Origin of the sequence: Fibrobacter sp. UWEL (assembly GCF_900142535.1) — a bacterium.
GTDB lineage: Bacteria > Fibrobacterota > Fibrobacteria > Fibrobacterales > Fibrobacteraceae > Fibrobacter.
In genome coordinates, this window is the sequence record NZ_FRBE01000016.1 from 51,364 (window position 1) to 66,957 (window position 15,594).

The 15,594-nt window shown below is 51.0% G+C and carries 13 protein-coding genes; 5 read left to right on the forward strand and 8 right to left on the reverse strand.

Annotated features, from left to right (window positions below; translation table 11 throughout):
• Positions 1-16: 16 nt before the first annotated feature.
• The 7 genes from BUB59_RS10815 to BUB59_RS10845 form a co-directional block, all read right to left on the reverse strand.
• Positions 17-889 carry a hypothetical protein gene (locus tag BUB59_RS10815; protein WP_073229807.1) on the reverse strand — a complete coding sequence of 291 codons (873 nt, stop codon included), beginning with the start codon at positions 887-889 and terminating at the stop codon, positions 17-19.
• Positions 890-897: 8 nt separating this feature from the next.
• On the reverse strand, positions 898-2,196 hold the full coding sequence (gene coaBC, locus BUB59_RS10820; protein ID WP_073229810.1) for a bifunctional phosphopantothenoylcysteine decarboxylase/phosphopantothenate--cysteine ligase CoaBC: 1,299 nt from the start codon (positions 2,194-2,196) through the stop codon (positions 898-900).
• A 7-nt stretch (positions 2,197-2,203) separates the two neighbouring features.
• Positions 2,204-3,283, reverse strand: a complete 1,080-nt coding sequence (locus BUB59_RS10825; protein WP_143160352.1) for an acyltransferase family protein — start codon at positions 3,281-3,283, stop codon at positions 2,204-2,206.
• A 162-nt stretch (positions 3,284-3,445) separates the two neighbouring features.
• On the reverse strand, positions 3,446-5,194 hold the full coding sequence (gene rpsA / locus BUB59_RS10830) for a 30S ribosomal protein S1 (RefSeq protein WP_073229814.1): 1,749 nt from the start codon (positions 5,192-5,194) through the stop codon (positions 3,446-3,448).
• Positions 5,195-5,230: 36 nt separating this feature from the next.
• Entirely contained in the window at positions 5,231-5,899 is a 669-nt protein-coding gene (gene cmk, locus BUB59_RS10835; protein ID WP_073229817.1) for a (d)CMP kinase, read from the reverse strand.
• A gap of 39 nt (positions 5,900-5,938) precedes the next feature.
• Positions 5,939-6,343: a hypothetical protein gene (locus BUB59_RS10840; protein WP_073229819.1), complete on the reverse strand. Its 405-nt coding sequence runs from the start codon at positions 6,341-6,343 to the stop codon at positions 5,939-5,941.
• A gap of 72 nt (positions 6,344-6,415) precedes the next feature.
• Positions 6,416-7,042 carry a hypothetical protein gene (locus tag BUB59_RS10845; protein ID WP_073229822.1) on the reverse strand — a complete coding sequence of 209 codons (627 nt, stop codon included), beginning with the start codon at positions 7,040-7,042 and terminating at the stop codon, positions 6,416-6,418.
• A 120-nt stretch (positions 7,043-7,162) separates the two neighbouring features.
• On the opposite strand from BUB59_RS10845, the gene BUB59_RS10850 reads away from it, so the two are divergent.
• The 5 genes from BUB59_RS10850 to BUB59_RS10870 all read left to right on the forward strand — a co-directional run bounded on the left by BUB59_RS10850 (position 7,163) and on the right by BUB59_RS10870 (position 13,678).
• The gene (locus BUB59_RS10850) at positions 7,163-8,332 is read left to right on the forward strand and encodes a TraB/GumN family protein (RefSeq protein WP_073229825.1); all 1,170 of its coding nucleotides are present in this window, start codon (positions 7,163-7,165) and stop codon (positions 8,330-8,332) included.
• Between the two features lie 12 nt (positions 8,333-8,344).
• The gene (locus tag BUB59_RS10855; protein ID WP_073229827.1) at positions 8,345-8,845 is read left to right on the forward strand and encodes a hypothetical protein; all 501 of its coding nucleotides are present in this window, start codon (positions 8,345-8,347) and stop codon (positions 8,843-8,845) included.
• Positions 8,846-9,038: 193 nt separating this feature from the next.
• Positions 9,039-10,916, forward strand: a complete 1,878-nt coding sequence (locus tag BUB59_RS10860) for a pectate lyase family protein (RefSeq protein ID WP_073229830.1) — start codon at positions 9,039-9,041, stop codon at positions 10,914-10,916.
• Between the two features lie 87 nt (positions 10,917-11,003).
• The gene (locus BUB59_RS10865; protein ID WP_073229833.1) at positions 11,004-11,555 is read left to right on the forward strand and encodes a pseudouridine synthase; all 552 of its coding nucleotides are present in this window, start codon (positions 11,004-11,006) and stop codon (positions 11,553-11,555) included.
• Between the two features lie 77 nt (positions 11,556-11,632).
• On the forward strand, positions 11,633-13,678 hold the full coding sequence (locus BUB59_RS10870) for an ATP-binding protein (protein ID WP_083540291.1): 2,046 nt from the start codon (positions 11,633-11,635) through the stop codon (positions 13,676-13,678).
• Between the two features lie 95 nt (positions 13,679-13,773).
• Here the strand turns inward: BUB59_RS10870 and BUB59_RS10875 are convergent, their stop codons facing one another.
• On the reverse strand, positions 13,774-15,408 hold the full coding sequence (locus BUB59_RS10875; RefSeq protein WP_073229837.1) for a fumarate hydratase: 1,635 nt from the start codon (positions 15,406-15,408) through the stop codon (positions 13,774-13,776).
• Between the last annotated feature and the right edge of the window lie 186 nt (positions 15,409-15,594).

Below are 15,594 nucleotides of genomic sequence, written 5' to 3' on the forward strand. Positions count from 1 at the left end.
TTTGTAAAAATAAGGGTTATTTAGCGGTAAAGTAAGCGCTACGAGGAATGTGAACCTTCCAAGTAAGCCACTTTAACTGTTTGTCGTTCACCATCTGGTAGAAGTCCACCAGGGCGCAAGTCTTGGTTCCGGAGAAATCCTGATCGGAGCCAGCCAGGTCGTCAAAGCTCTTGGCGCGACCAAAGAGCTGGTGGAACAAGGGCTGGCCGCAGCTGACCATCATTTCCGGCTGGATGAAAGAAAGTTCCTTAACCAGCATCTTCTTGAGGGCGGTTTCCAGCAAGGGAGACAAGGCACGTTCAGTAGACTTGAAGAAATAAGTCACACCCATGGATTCCGGCCCGATGTTCAAGTTGGCGAACAGACGGATGAGCATTTCCCCTACAGGAGACTGGAAAAATACTGCGGGATCCATACCTGGCTTTACGCCGGGAAGCAGAAACAGAACCTTGGGACGTTCCGGCCCCATATAGCGAACCAGGTTCGGTTCCTTGCTATAGAGAGCTTCAGCCTTAATTTGTGTGTAGAACTCGTCCAGAGAATTGGCGGATTCAAAAGCGGATGCAGAACGTTTTGCCACACGGGGAGCCGGGGCATTGGCAGCAGGAGCGCCACCAAACATGGAGCCCTGATTTCCACTGAAGGATGCGGGCTGAGGCGGCTGGGGAGCAGGCGCAGCAGAATTCTGATGCAAGGGTGCAGGACGCTGAGGTATGGGAGCCGGACGGCTTGCCGGAGTAGGCGGAATAAAAGGACGTCCAGCAGGCGCCACCTGTTTTTTCTCCAGAGCCCAAGGTTCATCCAGATAAAATTCATCCAGGCCGGCACCTAAGTCAACCTGACCCTGGAGGTAATTACGAAGTTCACTAAAGTCAAATTCGTCTGCCATAAAAACCTCTAGATGGACTCTCTTTGAGCATCAATCTTTTCGGAACAAAAACGGAGAATAGTCTCGGCCAGAGATACCTTGCTCCCCATTTCCATAGGGGGAATGGGCTTGCCATGTTCTACCAGGGCAAAGCGAACACTATCATGACCAAAACCGCTATCGGCGGCAACAGGCGCATTGAGCAACAGAGCGTCTGCGCCGGACTTTTCAAATTTTTCCCGAGCATGCTCCTCGAAATGATCCGTTTCCAGAGCAAATCCAATGAGGGTCTGTCCCTCCTTGGCGCGACCTTCACGGCGGGCAGCCGCACAGCCTCTCAGGATATTGGGATTGGGAACCAGCTCGATGGTCAACTGGCTACGGCTATCCTTAATCTTCTCGTTAGCGGGATTTGCCGGACGGTAATCCGCAACAGCCGCACAGTGGATGACCACATCAGCATCTGCCAGACGTTCCATGACCGCATCGTGCATATCACAAGCGCTACGAACCTTGGTCACTTGAACTCCACCCGGGAACTGAGCTTCCATCGGTCCAGCCACCACTTCCACGTCATAACCATTTGCTAAAAAAACTGCAGATAAGGCAACCGCCGTCTTTCCGCTACTGCGATTGGAAATATAGCGGACAGGATCAATAGCCTCTTCCGTACGCCCCGCAGTAATCAGAACTTTGCGACCGTTCTTTTCAATTACATCGTCAGCGATTTCACCAACCTGATAGCCACTCGTAACTCGTAACTCGTCATTCGTATCTCGTAACTCGTAACTCGTATCTTCAAGATATTCCACAATCTGCGCAGGTTCCAAAAGCCTTCCCTGCCCCACTTCGCCACAGGCCAAGAACCCAGCAGGGCTTTCCATGACGTGAGTTTTTTCGAAGCCTCGAAGCATCTCAAGATTACGCTTCACCGCGGGGGAATTGTACATAGCAACGTTCATGGCCGGAGCAATGAAGCGTTCACAGTTGCAGCTCATAAAACACAGGCTTACAGGATCATCGGCAATACCGAAGGCAAACTTCCCTATCACATTGGCAGTCGCAGGAACCACCAGATAAATATCGGCCCAGCGGGGAAAATCAATATGCTGGAAAGGACGAGCTTCTGCAGCACCATTCTTCAGGTACACCGGACACTTGGAAAGGGAAGCAAAAGTCAGAGGCGCCACAAACTGGGTGGCCGCTTCCGTCATGCAAACACGAACTTCAGCCCCCCTCTTTTGCAGCAACCGCAAAAGTTCGCAGGACTTGTAGGCGGCAATTCCGCCCGATACGCCAAGAAGGATGTGCTTTCCGGAAAGATTCATACGAGGCTCAAGATAGAAATTTGCTCTCTACGATTTTTACAGCCTTGCCCGAAACAAAGTTCAATAGGAAGGCCACCACCAGAATGACAGCGAAGGACACCGCCAGAAGTCCAAGGCACAGCCAGGGAGTAAACCCTGTTACAGGTCCCAGCACTTTCACAAAGGCAATCTGCAGCCAGTTGATGCAAATATGCTGCACCAAGAATACGCAATAAGTTACGGGAGCTAACTTCTGGATCGCCGTCCCAACAAAAGACGATTCCCTTACTACGCCGCCAAAATTCAGTACCGCAAGGAAGGCAGCAATGCCGGCAACAGAGCCGAGCAAGTCGTTCTTATAAAATCCATTGGGAATCACAAGCAGGCACAGCGCGACGAACACAGCAAGCGCACCCCACTTAACCGCAGCGCAGCGAAGCTTGGGCAACAAATCCATCAGCAAAAAACCGAGAACGAACTTTAGCAACAAGGTTGCAGGGAAAGCACTAATGATCCACTCCCCGCTATTAGGCCACACAAACTGCAATCCATAGCCTATTCCAAGAATCACTAGCAGCACCACCCTGCATTTCCCATAGGCCCAGGAAAGGAAAGGGAACAGCAAGTACAGTAGCACGATGGCACCTACAAACCATTCCCCGCAGAAATAATAACTCTTGTATCCAAACAAGTTCAGGTAGCCATCAAAGCCCGTTACCGTCAGGAGTAACTTTAGCGGATTGCCCGCAAAGAAAGGATTGCCATCGCTCATCCAGTGGCGTACCATGGTCAGGAGCACATAAAGATTCAAGATCCAGAAAGCAGGATAAATAGCCTTGGCCCGCTTAAGGTAAAAGCAGGGCAAACTTCCCACATTGCCATTTCCGTACTTGCGGTAAAGCAACGCACCGGAAAGCACCAGGAACATGGTCACCGCCACATTGCCAAAGTCAAAGTTGGGTGTAATGCAGAAGAAGTTCACAATGGGAACGTTCAAGAAACCCGTTCCATACTCGCAGCCAAAGTGGTAAGTGACCACCCAGAACATGGCAAGAACTCGAACGATGTCGAATTCACGAATACGAGATATCATTGCAGTCTGTCCCATGGAATCAAAGTTAGAAAATGAAAAAAAAGAAACCCCGCGGCACAAGCCACGGGATTCCTCAGAACTTAAAGAAGTTTACTAATTGCACTACTTCGTAGTGCTTTACTCTTCGGCTCAGTCATACCCAAGCAAGCTTGGGTGCGACACTCGCCTTACGAGCAATTAAGCTTCCTTCTTAGCGGACTTCTTAGCCTTGGGAGCTGCGTCACCGATGGTGGTGCCGTTTTCGCCGGGCTTATGAGAGTCCATCCAAGCCTTCAGTTCTGCGGATTCGCGATTCTTGAAGTAATCGACCACAGAGAGGAAGATCTTGCGGTTGTTCTGATCGATTTCGGTAACAACGGCCGGAACCTCGTCGCCAACCTTGAATGCATCGGCAGGAACCTTGATGTATTCAGCGGTGAGCTTGGAAACGGGCACGAAGCCTTCGATACCTTCAGCCAGTTCAACAACTACGCCACGGTCAAGCATACGAACGATCTTGCCCTTGACTTCGGAGTTTGCCGGGTAGGTGGAATCGATGGAATCCCACGGATCTTCGGTGAGGTGCTTCATGGACAGAGAAATGCGACGCTTTTCCTTATCGACAGCGAGAACGACGCATTCAACCTTGTCACCCTTCTTGACCATTTCGTTCGGATGGGTGATCTTCTTGGTCCAAGACATGTCGGAAACGTGGATGAGGCCATCAACACCTTCCTTGATTTCGACGAATGCGCCGAAGGAAGCGATGTTGCGGATTTCACCAACCACGCGTGCGCCCGGGGGAAGTTCGGTTTCGATAGAATCCCACGGATCAGATTCCAGCTGCTTCATGCCGAGAGAGATGCGTTCTGCTTCTTCTTCAACCTTGAGAACGACAGCTTCAACTTCCTGACCAACGGTGAGGATCTTGGACGGGTGCTTAACGTGCTGAGTCCAGGACATTTCGGAAACGTGGATGAGGCCTTCAACGCCGGAATCCAGTTCGATGAATGCACCGTAATCGGTGATGGAAACAACCTTACCCTTAACGATTGCGCCTTCGGGGTAACGTTCAGCGATGTCCTTCCAGGGATGCGGCTTAAGCTGCTTCATGCCCAGAGAGATACGTTCCTTCTTGTCGTTGAAGTCGAGAACCATAACTTCGACTTCCTGACCCAGCTGGACCATTTCGGTGGGGTGGTTGATGCGCTTGTAGCTCATGTCGGTGATGTGGAGGAGGCCATCTACGCCGCCCAGGTCAATGAATGCACCGAAGTCGGTGATGTTCTTGACGATACCCTTGCGAACCTGATTCTTTTCGAGGGTTTCGAGAACGTCGCCACGCTGCTTGTTGCGTTCTTCTTCGAGAACAACACGGCGAGAAACGACGATGTTGCGACGAGCCTTGTTGACCTTGATAACCTTGAGGTCGAAATCCTGGCCGATGAGAGCGTTGATGTCGGGGATCTGACGGAGGTCGATCTGAGAACCCGGCAGGAAGGCGTCGATACCAAACAGGTCGACAACTACGCCGCCCTTGATGCGCTTGGTGAGGGTGCCCTTGACAACTTCGTTGTTTTCGAATGCAGCATGGATGCGATCCCATACGCGAACAAAGTCAGCCTTCTGCTTGGAGAGGATGAGACGGCCGTCTTCATCTTCGAGCTTTTCAACAAAAACTTCGATTTCGGAGCCAAGTTCCAGGGAGTCGGTGTCCTTGAATTCTGCGCGATCGATCACGCCTTCGGACTTGTAGTTCACGTCAACGAGAACTTCCTGTTCGTTCACCTGAGAGATCTTACCGGTGACGAGCTTGCCCTGTTCGAGGCAACCCATGCCAGCATAGACGTCTGCGTTAGCCTTGCGGAAGTCTGCGCCGCATTCTGCTTCAGCAGCGAGGATTTCTTCGAGGTCAGCCTGGGTACCGAATTTGATTGTATTTGCCATATTAGTTTGTTTTGGTTGCGGTTTAAAAAATTCAGGCTACGCCACTACACCTACGTAGTCGAGAATTTTTTGAACCTGTTGTTCAATTGAGGTTTGTGTAGTGTCAATTTCAATAGCGTCATCGGCCTTCTTGAGGGGGGCCGTTGCTCGAGAGGAGTCCAGACGGTCACGTTCGACCAGGTTCTGCAGTACGTCCTCCAGAGTAACCTTTTCACCGCGTTCCAGCAGTTCCTTATAGCGGCGTTCCGCACGGACCTTCACATCGGTGACCAGGAAAAACTTGTACTTGGCGTTGGGGAAAACCACGGTACCGATATCGCGACCATCCAGAATGCAGCTGGAAACGGCACCGATCTGGCGCTGCTTGTCGGTCATGGCACGACGGACAGACGGCAAGGCGCAGTAGATGCTCACATTGCTGGAGACACGCATACCGCGAATGTCAGACTCGTAGGAAACACCGTCGATGAGGATGTGGTTTTCAGAATCAAAGCTAAGATTGAGATTCTTGAGCAATTCGTCCATGGCAGGACCTTCTTCTGCAGGAATGCCCTTTTCGAGAGCTGCGAAGGTAACCGCACGGTACATGGAACCAGTGTCCAGGTAGGTGATGCCCAACTTCTTGGCAATAATCTTTGCCGTTGTGCTCTTACCGGTACCGCTACCGCCGTCCAGGGCGATTACAAAATTTTCAGAATTACTCATAAGTGCGGGCAAATATAGAAACTCCCGCAAAAACAGTCACTACATTTCGTAGGAATAAATGGTCGCAAAGCCACTTTCCAGGTCCCAGATGATCATTTCGGAACCATCTTTATATAGAGTCAGCTCGCTATCATCCTCGTAAAAGTGAAAATAGCCACCAAAACGATCCCGACCTTCCGCAAATGCACCTTCCTCGAAAACGAATTCCGTTCCATCCAGATTGAGAGTCGCATTCCCAAACCCGTCAACCCGAATACGAACAACGTAAGCAGGACTTAATGTCGTAATCCTGGCGCAGTCGTACATGCCATCATCGTCAAAACGGCATTCCTCTTCATAATAGTAACGGAAGGTTCTGCTGAAATGGGCATCACTAAGAACAGGGTCCTCCCCCAGATCCCCGCAGCCGTTCAAAAGAATACAGAACGCAACGAAAAACGGCACTCGTAAAAGTGCCGCCTTAAAAGTCGATGTCGAGAAGAATCTAGTCACGAACTATTTCGCTTATTCTTCGCCTTATTCTTCGTCTTCGCCACCTACAGCGCCGCCGTCAAAAGCTTCCTGGGCTTCGCGGACAGCTTCGTCAGTTTCGGAAAGTTCTTCCGGAGCCTGAAGGTCACGAGTAGAGCCGTACTTACGCTTTTCTTCGTCGGTCAGCTTGTTGGAGAACACGATTTCTTCCTGTTCCTGGTTAGCAGCAGCTTCTTCTTCCTGAAGAATCTTCTGGCCCTGTTCGATACGACGCTTGATGCGTTCGTCTTCCATCTGCTTCAGGTTGGTACCAACCTTAGCCTGGTCGGCGGACATCTTGTTACGTTCGTTAGCTTCGTCCATGGCAGCCTTAATGCCAACCAGTCGGCCCTTGCCATCCACTTCCAGACCCTGCTTACGAAGGACGGAAAGAGGCAGGCGGCGAGCTGCCAACATATATTCTTCCTTGAATTCGTAACCATCGGAAGTGCCGATTTCGTCAGCTTCGTCCGGGGTGACGTATTCGAGAGCTTCCTGCCAACGTGCGCCCTGCACACAGGAAGTAAAGGCAACGAGAGCGTTGTCCAGTGCTTCAGGATCGTCAGACTTGGTTCCACCACATCCAATCAGGACCAAGGACAACAGAGAAAGATACACCATCAGTTTTTTCATAGGATTAACCTCCGAAAAATGAATCCCGCGTAAAATATAACCATATTTTAGCAAATTTCCATATTCTTGTACAATTTTTTACCTAACTTGTTATCATTCAAAACTTTTTACGACCTTAACATGACTGAAAACGCAGATATTTACCGAATCAAGAAAGACAACCGCGAAATTATTCTCGTGGGAACAGCCCACATCTCGCAGGCATCCAAGGAACTGGTTCGGCAGACCATCGAAACGGAAACACCAGACACCGTTTGCGTTGAACTTGACGAAGGCCGACTGGCCTCCATCAAGGACCCGGACCGCTGGAAAAAGACCGATTTACGCCAAATTATCAAAAATAAGCAGCTGGGAACCCTGATTGCCAACCTGGTACTAGGGTCCTACCAGAAGCGTATGGGCGACCAGACCGGCGTTAAGCCCGGAGCCGAACTGAAGGAAGCCGTAGACGTTGCGGAAGCCGCCGGTCATGAACTGGTTCTGGCAGACCGCGATATCAAGATTACCCTGAAGCGCACCTGGGCATGCACTCCCTGGTACCGCAAGCTGTCCCTGTTGGGCGGTCTCTTCGGAAGCATTTTCGACAAGACCGAGGTCAGTGAAGAAGAATTGGCCAAGATTAAGGAACAGGACGCCCTGAATTCCATGATGCAGGAGTTCGGCAAGACCTTCCCCGAAGTAAAGCAGGTCCTCATTGACGAAAGAGACCAGTTTCTGGCAAGCAAGATCAAGAACGCTCCTGGGGACAAGGTCGTAGCTGTTGTTGGCGCAGGTCATATGCGCGGTATCGCAAGCATTATCGAAGAAGAAAAGGAACTGCCCTCCGAGGAATCCATTAGCATTATCCCCAAGGGCGCTCCCATCTGGAAGATCATTGGCTGGGCCATCCCCATCGCCATTATCGCAAGTATTATCGCAGTGGGCGTACACGCAGGTGCCGAAAAGGCAGGAGCCCTTTCCCTCCAGTGGGCAATGCTTACCGGTGGTGGTGCCATGCTGGGAACCATTATCGCAGGTGGTCATCCCCTGACCATTCTAGTGGCGCTGGTCGCCGCTCCCTTCACAGGCCTCACCCCCTTGATTGGCGTGGGATTCTTTACCGCCCTCACCCAGGTTTACATGCGTCCGCCCCGAGTCTCCGAAATGGAAACCTTGTCCGACGACATCTGGCAGGTCAAGCGCTGGTGGAAGAATCGCGTCACCCGCGTGATTCTCTGCTTCCTGTGTCCGGGCATTCCCGCCATCATCGGAAAGATTCTGGCCATTTTCAACATCTACCAGGCCCTTTAAGCAGGAGTCCTCATGAAGCTGAACATCAAGGATTTCAAGATCTATCCCGACCAGGAAACCTGCCTGGAGCTGAACTGCTTCGAAGTCAACCAGACCACCAACCTTACCTGCAATAGCGACTACATCACCTGCAGGATGGACTCCTTTGGATCCAAGGTTCTGCAGATTGTCCCCCTGAAGTCCATTACAGGAATCCTCCTTCAGTTCCAGCGCGACACCAAGTTCCTGGCGGCATTCTGTTGTTTCCTGGCAACCGCCGTGGCACTCCTGGTGGTCGGCATTTGCGTGGGATCCAGCAGCGCAGGTCTTTTCATTATGGCAAGCGTGAGCCTGTTCCTAAGCCTCATCTGCCTTTTGATTTTTTTCCTGAGCAAGACCATCCTTCTTGGAATCCAGAATGGATCCAGCGACTTTGCCATCAAGATTTTCTGTAAACCTACGGCGGAAGTCGGGCGAGCCAAGTTTGAGGAAGCGGTGGAACTCATCCAGAATAAGATGCTAGTGAGTAAATAAACCTTAAAAGAAACGATTCTATTTCTTTACAAAAACTTTTGAGAACAATTAAAACTACTCCTTTTGGGGTAGTTTTTCTTTATTTTTACAATTTTTATTAAAAAATCATACACTTGCCTATTGACGGGGCCTCATTTAAAGCATATATTTTGAGAAAGTTTTTGAGAACATCAAAACTAAATGGGATGGATGTATGAATCAACTGACTAAAATTTTCGCAGGAATCGCCTTTGGCGCAATCCTCGCAACCTCCGCTTCCGCCGCCTCTTACGGCCCCGCCCTTCCTCTCTCTGGCTGGGCCACTCAGAATGGTGGAACCACCGGCGGCGCCAACTACGGCTCCGTCACCGTTAGCAACGTGAGCGACTTGAAGTCTTACGCCAAGGCAGGCAACAAGACCATCTATATCAAGCCGGGCACCTACGCTGGCACCATCGAAGTGGGCAGCAACGTGACCCTCTACGGTTATCCGGGCGTGGTCATCACCCAGCCCTCCAAGGGCAGCGGCATCAAGATTTCCGGTTCCAAGAACGTGATCATTCGTAACATCTCCGTGCAGGGCGTTGGCGCCGTTGACGAAGACGACGAAGACTGCCTGCAGATCAATCACGAATCCAAGAACGTGTGGATTGACCATGTCCACGTTTACGATGGTCACGACGGTAACATGGATATCGTGAACCAGTCCGACTATATTACCGTTTCCTGGAGCAAGTTCACCTACACCTCCAAGTCTAAAAACCATCAGTTCTCCAACTTGTTCGGCAATAGCGATTCCAAGACAGCAGATGCAAACGCACTGAAGATTACCGCACACCATAACTGGTGGGGCGACGGCGTCAAGGAACGTATGCCCCGCGTCCGTTTCGGTCAGGTTCATGTGGTAAACAACCTGTTCACCAGTTCCGCAGCAAGCTACTGCGTCCGCGCCGGCATGAAGGCCAACATCCGCGTGGAAAACAACGTCTTTATCGGAGTCAAGAATCCTCTGGATTATAACAACCAGTCCAAGGAAGACGCCAAGGTTTCCATGATCGGAAACTACTACGAAAAAACTTCCGGCAACACCACCGGTCAGGGCACTGCATTTACTCCGTCTTACAAGATGGGCGTTACCGACGTAAGCACCCAGGCAAAGGCATATGCACTCCGCGACTCCATCCAGAATTACGCAGGTCCCACCCTGCCGGCTCCAGGCTCTAGCGAAGTCACCCCGATTTCCAGCTCTTCCAGCGCCAAGAGCTCTAGCTCCGTCGCAGCCTCCAGTTCTTCCGCAAAGTCCAGCAGTTCCGTGGCACCGGTTTCTGGTGAAGCCAGCTTGACCAAGCACGGCGCAGGTTCTTCCACCCAGACTGTTGCAGCAGGCAGCGCCATTGACGAACTTTACTTCACCATCGTAGGCGCCACCGGCGCAACCGTCACTGGACTTCCCGAAGGTGTCAGCGGCACCTTGAAGGGCTCTGACTTCTACATTTCCGGTACAGTCTCTGCGAAGGCAGCCTCCGGCAATTACAACTGGACTGTTACAACCACCGGCGGAAGCACAACCGCAACCAAGAGCGGAACCTTCACCGTCACTGGCGGCAGCGCACCTGCAGTATCTTCTAGCAGTGCGGTTTCCTCCAGCAGCGTCCAGGTCACTGAGCCTGTCGAAGTGTCCAGCAGCTCCGCAATCGCCCCCGCATCTAGCAGCAGCGTTCCCGCAGCAGTCTCTAGTTCTTCCCAGGTCATCGAGCCTGTTGAAGCATCCAGCAGCTCCATCGAAGCAACTGAACCTGTCGAAGTATCCAGTTCTTCCCAAGTCACTGAACCCGCCGAAGAATCCAGCTCCTCTAGCGATGCAGACCTAGCCATCCATCAGGTGGCAACGCAGCACTTCAGCGTATCTGTCGCAGGTCGTTCTCTGGTCGTTTACGGCGCCGCAGGCAAAACCCTTAACGTAATGGACATGCAGGGTCGCCTTATGATGGGCAAGCTTGTCCAGACCAACAACTTCGATGTGAATCTCCCCCACGCAGGTACTTACCTGGTCCGTGTAGGCAACTCTGCCAAGAGAATCACAATCAAGTAAAGAAACTCCTCCAACCAACAAAACCCAAACCATGACTCCGTCGGTTCCTCACGGAACAGACGGAGTTCTTTTTTATATTTACGACCAATGTCTACCGTCATTCTGTTCAACAAGCCTTTTGGCGTTTTAAGCCAGTTTACGCCGGAGTCGGGCCACCCCGCTCTAGATACTTTCGGCTTTCCCGCCGGCGTGTATGCCGCAGGCCGCTTGGACCATGACAGCGAAGGCGCCTTGTTGCTTACGGACAACGGCAAGCTCATCAAGAAACTGCTGGACCCCAAGTTTGAACACCCCCGCACCTACCTAGCGCAGGTCGATGGTCAGATTACAGAAGAAGCCGTACGCCGCCTCTCCGCCGGAGTAGACATCAAGGGATATCACACAAAGCCTTGCAAGGCACGCATCGTGGAAGCTCCAGACTGGATCTGGGACCGCAATCCGCCGGTCCGTTTCCGCGCAAACATTCCCACCAGCTGGGTGGAACTGACCCTTATTGAGGGAAAAAACCGCCAGGTCCGCCACATGACCGCCGCCGTGGGCTTCCCCACCCTACGCCTGGTCCGAGTAAAAATCGGCAACATTCCCCTTGGTAATTTGCTGCCTGGAGAATGGAAAATCATCACAGACAGGGTGATTTAGCGTTTTTATTCCATAATAAAGTGGTTTTTCATTACAATTTTTCCCATATGGAGAATAAATAGCATACATTTATTCCCATGAGTGAAAACGCAGAGAAATTTGAAAAACAGAACACAGACCGTCAATTATACGAGATGGCCCTAAATGCAACGGCCGCCTCCTATATCGCCATGTTCGTTCTGGATATGGAAGACAACACCTTTACTCATGTAAAGTCTTCCGAAAATATCAATGCCATGATTGGGAAATTGGGTATTACCGATTTTAGAAAGGCTCTTCCCATCATTTTCAATTATCTCACCGACCCGAGTTCCCAAAAAGAAGTCGCCCTTTTTACAGACGCATCGACCATCAACGAACGCCTCAAAGACGTCAACAACATATCCATCGACTACCTGAGCCGTTTCATGGGCTGGTGCCGAGCCACCATGATCGTGATGAACCGTCATGAAGACGGAACGATCCAAAAGCTTCTTCTGAATGTGGAAAACATTGAAGACGCCCGACGGGAATACGAACTCCAGACAGGAATTATCAACGTCCTCGCCGAAAACTTCACCAACATTTTAACCGTAAACGTCAATACTCACGCCGCCCGTGTTTACAGAACATCAGGCAAAGCAATTGCGGTGGACGAATCTCTAAAAACCGTCGGAACCTACGACGACGCTTTCAAAACATTTGTCATCAACAACGTTCACGAAGACGATCGCGAGCCAGCCCTAGTTGGCTGTGATTTTGACAATGTGGTCGCACACCTCCGCAAGGAAGAAACATTCGTCTATCATTTCAGAATGATGCTGAACAATGTCCCGCACTACTATTTCATGAAAGCAGTGCGATTGGGAGACGCAGAAAAATTTGAAACATTTGTCGTCGGCTTTGCCTGCGAAGATAAAGAAAAGGAACAGGAAAGGCAAGCCCTAGAACAACAAAAGCTTCTGGAAAAAGCTCTTGTTGATGCAGAACAGGCCAACAAGTCTAAAAGCACTTTCCTTTTCAACATGAGTCACGATATCCGAACTCCCATGAATGCAATTCTCGGGTTCGCCAATCTGATGGGGAAAGCGAAGGACGATCCCCAAAAGATTCTGGAATACTCTACAAAACTAAAGACCGCCGGTTCCTACCTGCTAGAGCTTATTAACGGCGTTCTGGAAATGGCCCGTATTGAAAGCGGTTCTATTGAGCTACACGAAACCCCCACCAGTCTATTTGATGTAGCAAGTCAAATGGGAATCGTGTTCAACGAAGAATTCCGCAAAAAGGATCTCCGTACCGTACGTAGAATTTCGCTTAGCAATCCTTATGTACTCTGCGATTCCGTCAAGATTCAGGAAATTCTTCTAAACATCGCTAGTAACGCAATCAAGTATACCCCTGAGGGGGGTGAAATTAAGTATTCCTTACGCGATTATCCCTGCGATAAGCCAGGCTATCGTAAGTATGTAATCGCCATCGAAGATAACGGCATTGGAATTTCCAAGGAATTCCTTCCCCACGTATTCGACAGCTTCTCTCGAGAAAAGAGCGTTACAGAAAATCGCATCAAGGGTACCGGCCTAGGCATGGGCATTACCAAGAAATTGGTGGACTTGATGGGTGGAGACATTCAAGTCGAAAGCACCCTTGGAGAAGGCACTAAAATCACCGTCACCATCGAGCTTAAAACTGTTGAAAAGTCCGCCATATCCAAAAAGAACGACATCATCCCCGATAGGGAACAATTCCTCTATCACCGAGTTCTTCTTGCCGAGGATAACGTACTCAACCGTGAAATCGCAGGGGAAATCCTAAAGGAACTAGGCATGTTTGTAGACTTCGTCGAAGACGGCGTCCAATGTGTCAGTGCCATAAGGCACGCCAAGCCCAACCACTACGATCTCATCTTGATGGACATTCAAATGCCCAACATGGACGGTCTTAAAGCAACATCCGTCATACGTCGCATGACAGACCCCGCCAAGGCGAATATCCCCATTATCGCCATGACGGCAAACGTCTTTGAAGAGGATCGCCGAAAAGCCTTAAATGCGGGCATGAACGGATTCACCTCCAAGCCCATTGAAACCGAAAAGCTTTATTCAGAAATCGCCAAAGTCCTTGGCAAAAAAATCTCTTAACAAGAACACCCCGCCGGCGCCATAACGCTGACGGGGTTGTTTTTAAAGGTCACTGAGCTTGCCGAAGTGCCCCTCGGCTTTGCTCGGGGAACTTATTACAGCAGACCCTTGAAGAAGTCGTTGCCCTTGTCATCCACCAGGATGAATGCCGGGAAGTCCTTGATGGTGATCTTGCGGATTGCTTCCATGCCCAGTTCCGGGAAGGCCACGATGTCGTTGCTCAAGATGTTCTGTTCAGCGAGGATTGCAGCCGGACCGCCGATGGAGCCCAGGTAGAAGCCGCCGAACTTCTGGCAAGCGTCGGTAACATCCTGAGAACGGTTACCCTTGGCAACCATGATCATGGAGTGACCCTTGCTCTGGAAGCGCATCACGTACGGGTCCATTCGGCCAGCAGTGGTAGGACCGAAGGAACCAGTGGGCATGCCTTCCGGAGTCTTAGCCGGACCGGCGTAGTAAATCGGATGGTTGGAAACAACTTCCAGAACCTTCTTTTCGATGTCGGAGAGTTCCTGACCAGCTTCCTGCTTGTCGAGGATTTCTGCGATCTTAGCGTGAGCCATGTCGCGAGCCACAATCATGGTGCCCTTCAGGTTCAGGCGGGTAGCAACCGGGTACTTGGTGAGTTCGGCGCAAACATCCTTCATGGGGCGGTCAAGATCGATTTCCACAGCGGCTGCGATCTTTGCTTCGCCCTTGGGCAGGTACTGTTCCGGATTGTGTTCCATCTTTTCGAGCCACAGACCGTTTTCGTCGATCTTAGCCTTGATGTTACGGTCAGCAGAGCAGCTAACGCCGATAGAAACCGGGCAGCTTGCAGCATGACGGGGGCAACGGATCACGCGAACGTCGTGGACCAGGTACTTGCCGCCGAACTGAGCGCCAATGCCAGTCTTCTGGCAGATGTGGAGAACCTTTTCTTCCATTTCCACGTCGCGGAACATACGGCCGCCTTCGGAACCGGTGGTCGGAAGATCGTCGTAGTAACCGCAGCTAGCCAGCTTGACAGTGTGAGTATTCATTTCGGCAGAGGTACCGCCGATAACGATGGCCAGGTGGTACGGCGGGCAAGCAGCAGTACCCAAGGTCTTCACCTTTTCGGAGATGAACTTTTCCAGGTTCTTCGGGGTGAGGAGTGCCTTGGTCATGGGCCAGTAGTAAGTCTTGTTAGCAGAGCCACCGCCCTTTGCAACAAAGAGGAACTTCATGTCGGCACCTTCTTCGGCGTGGACGTCGATCTGGGCAGGCAGGTTGCAAGCGGTGTTCTTTTCTTCGTACATGGTCAGAGGAGCGATCTGGCTGTAGCGGAGATTCTTGGTGGTATAGGCATTGTAGATACCTTCGGAGATAGCTTCGAAATCATCGCAGCCAGTCCAGACCTGCTGGCCCTTGTGGGCGACGCAGATTGCGGTACCGGTATCCTGGCAGAACGGAAGCACGCCCTTTGCAGCAACGCAGGCATTCTTCAGAAGGGTGAGAGCCACAAACTTGTCGTTATCGGAAGCTTCGGGATCCTGAAGGATCTTGGCCACCTTCTGAGTGTGAGCCGGACGGAGACGGAAGCTGACTTCTTCGAATGCGGCCTGAGCGATCTTGGTGAGGGCTTCCTTAGAAACCTTCAGAATCTTCTTGCCTTCGAATTCAGCGACGGAAACGCCTTCCTTACCCAGGTTGACGTATTCGGTGGTGTCACCGGTGTGCTGTACGGTTGCTTCGTACTTGAATGCCATATGTACCTCTTGATGTTCTGCGAGCTATCACGAACGGGATTTATGAGTTATGAGATATGAGTTATGAGTTCATATCTAGTAATTCATAATTTGTAATTCGTAACTCCCCGCAGGGTTAAACGTTACGTGGGCAAAATTACATTATTAAGGGCTAAATATGCGATTTTTTATGATAAAACCCCGTTT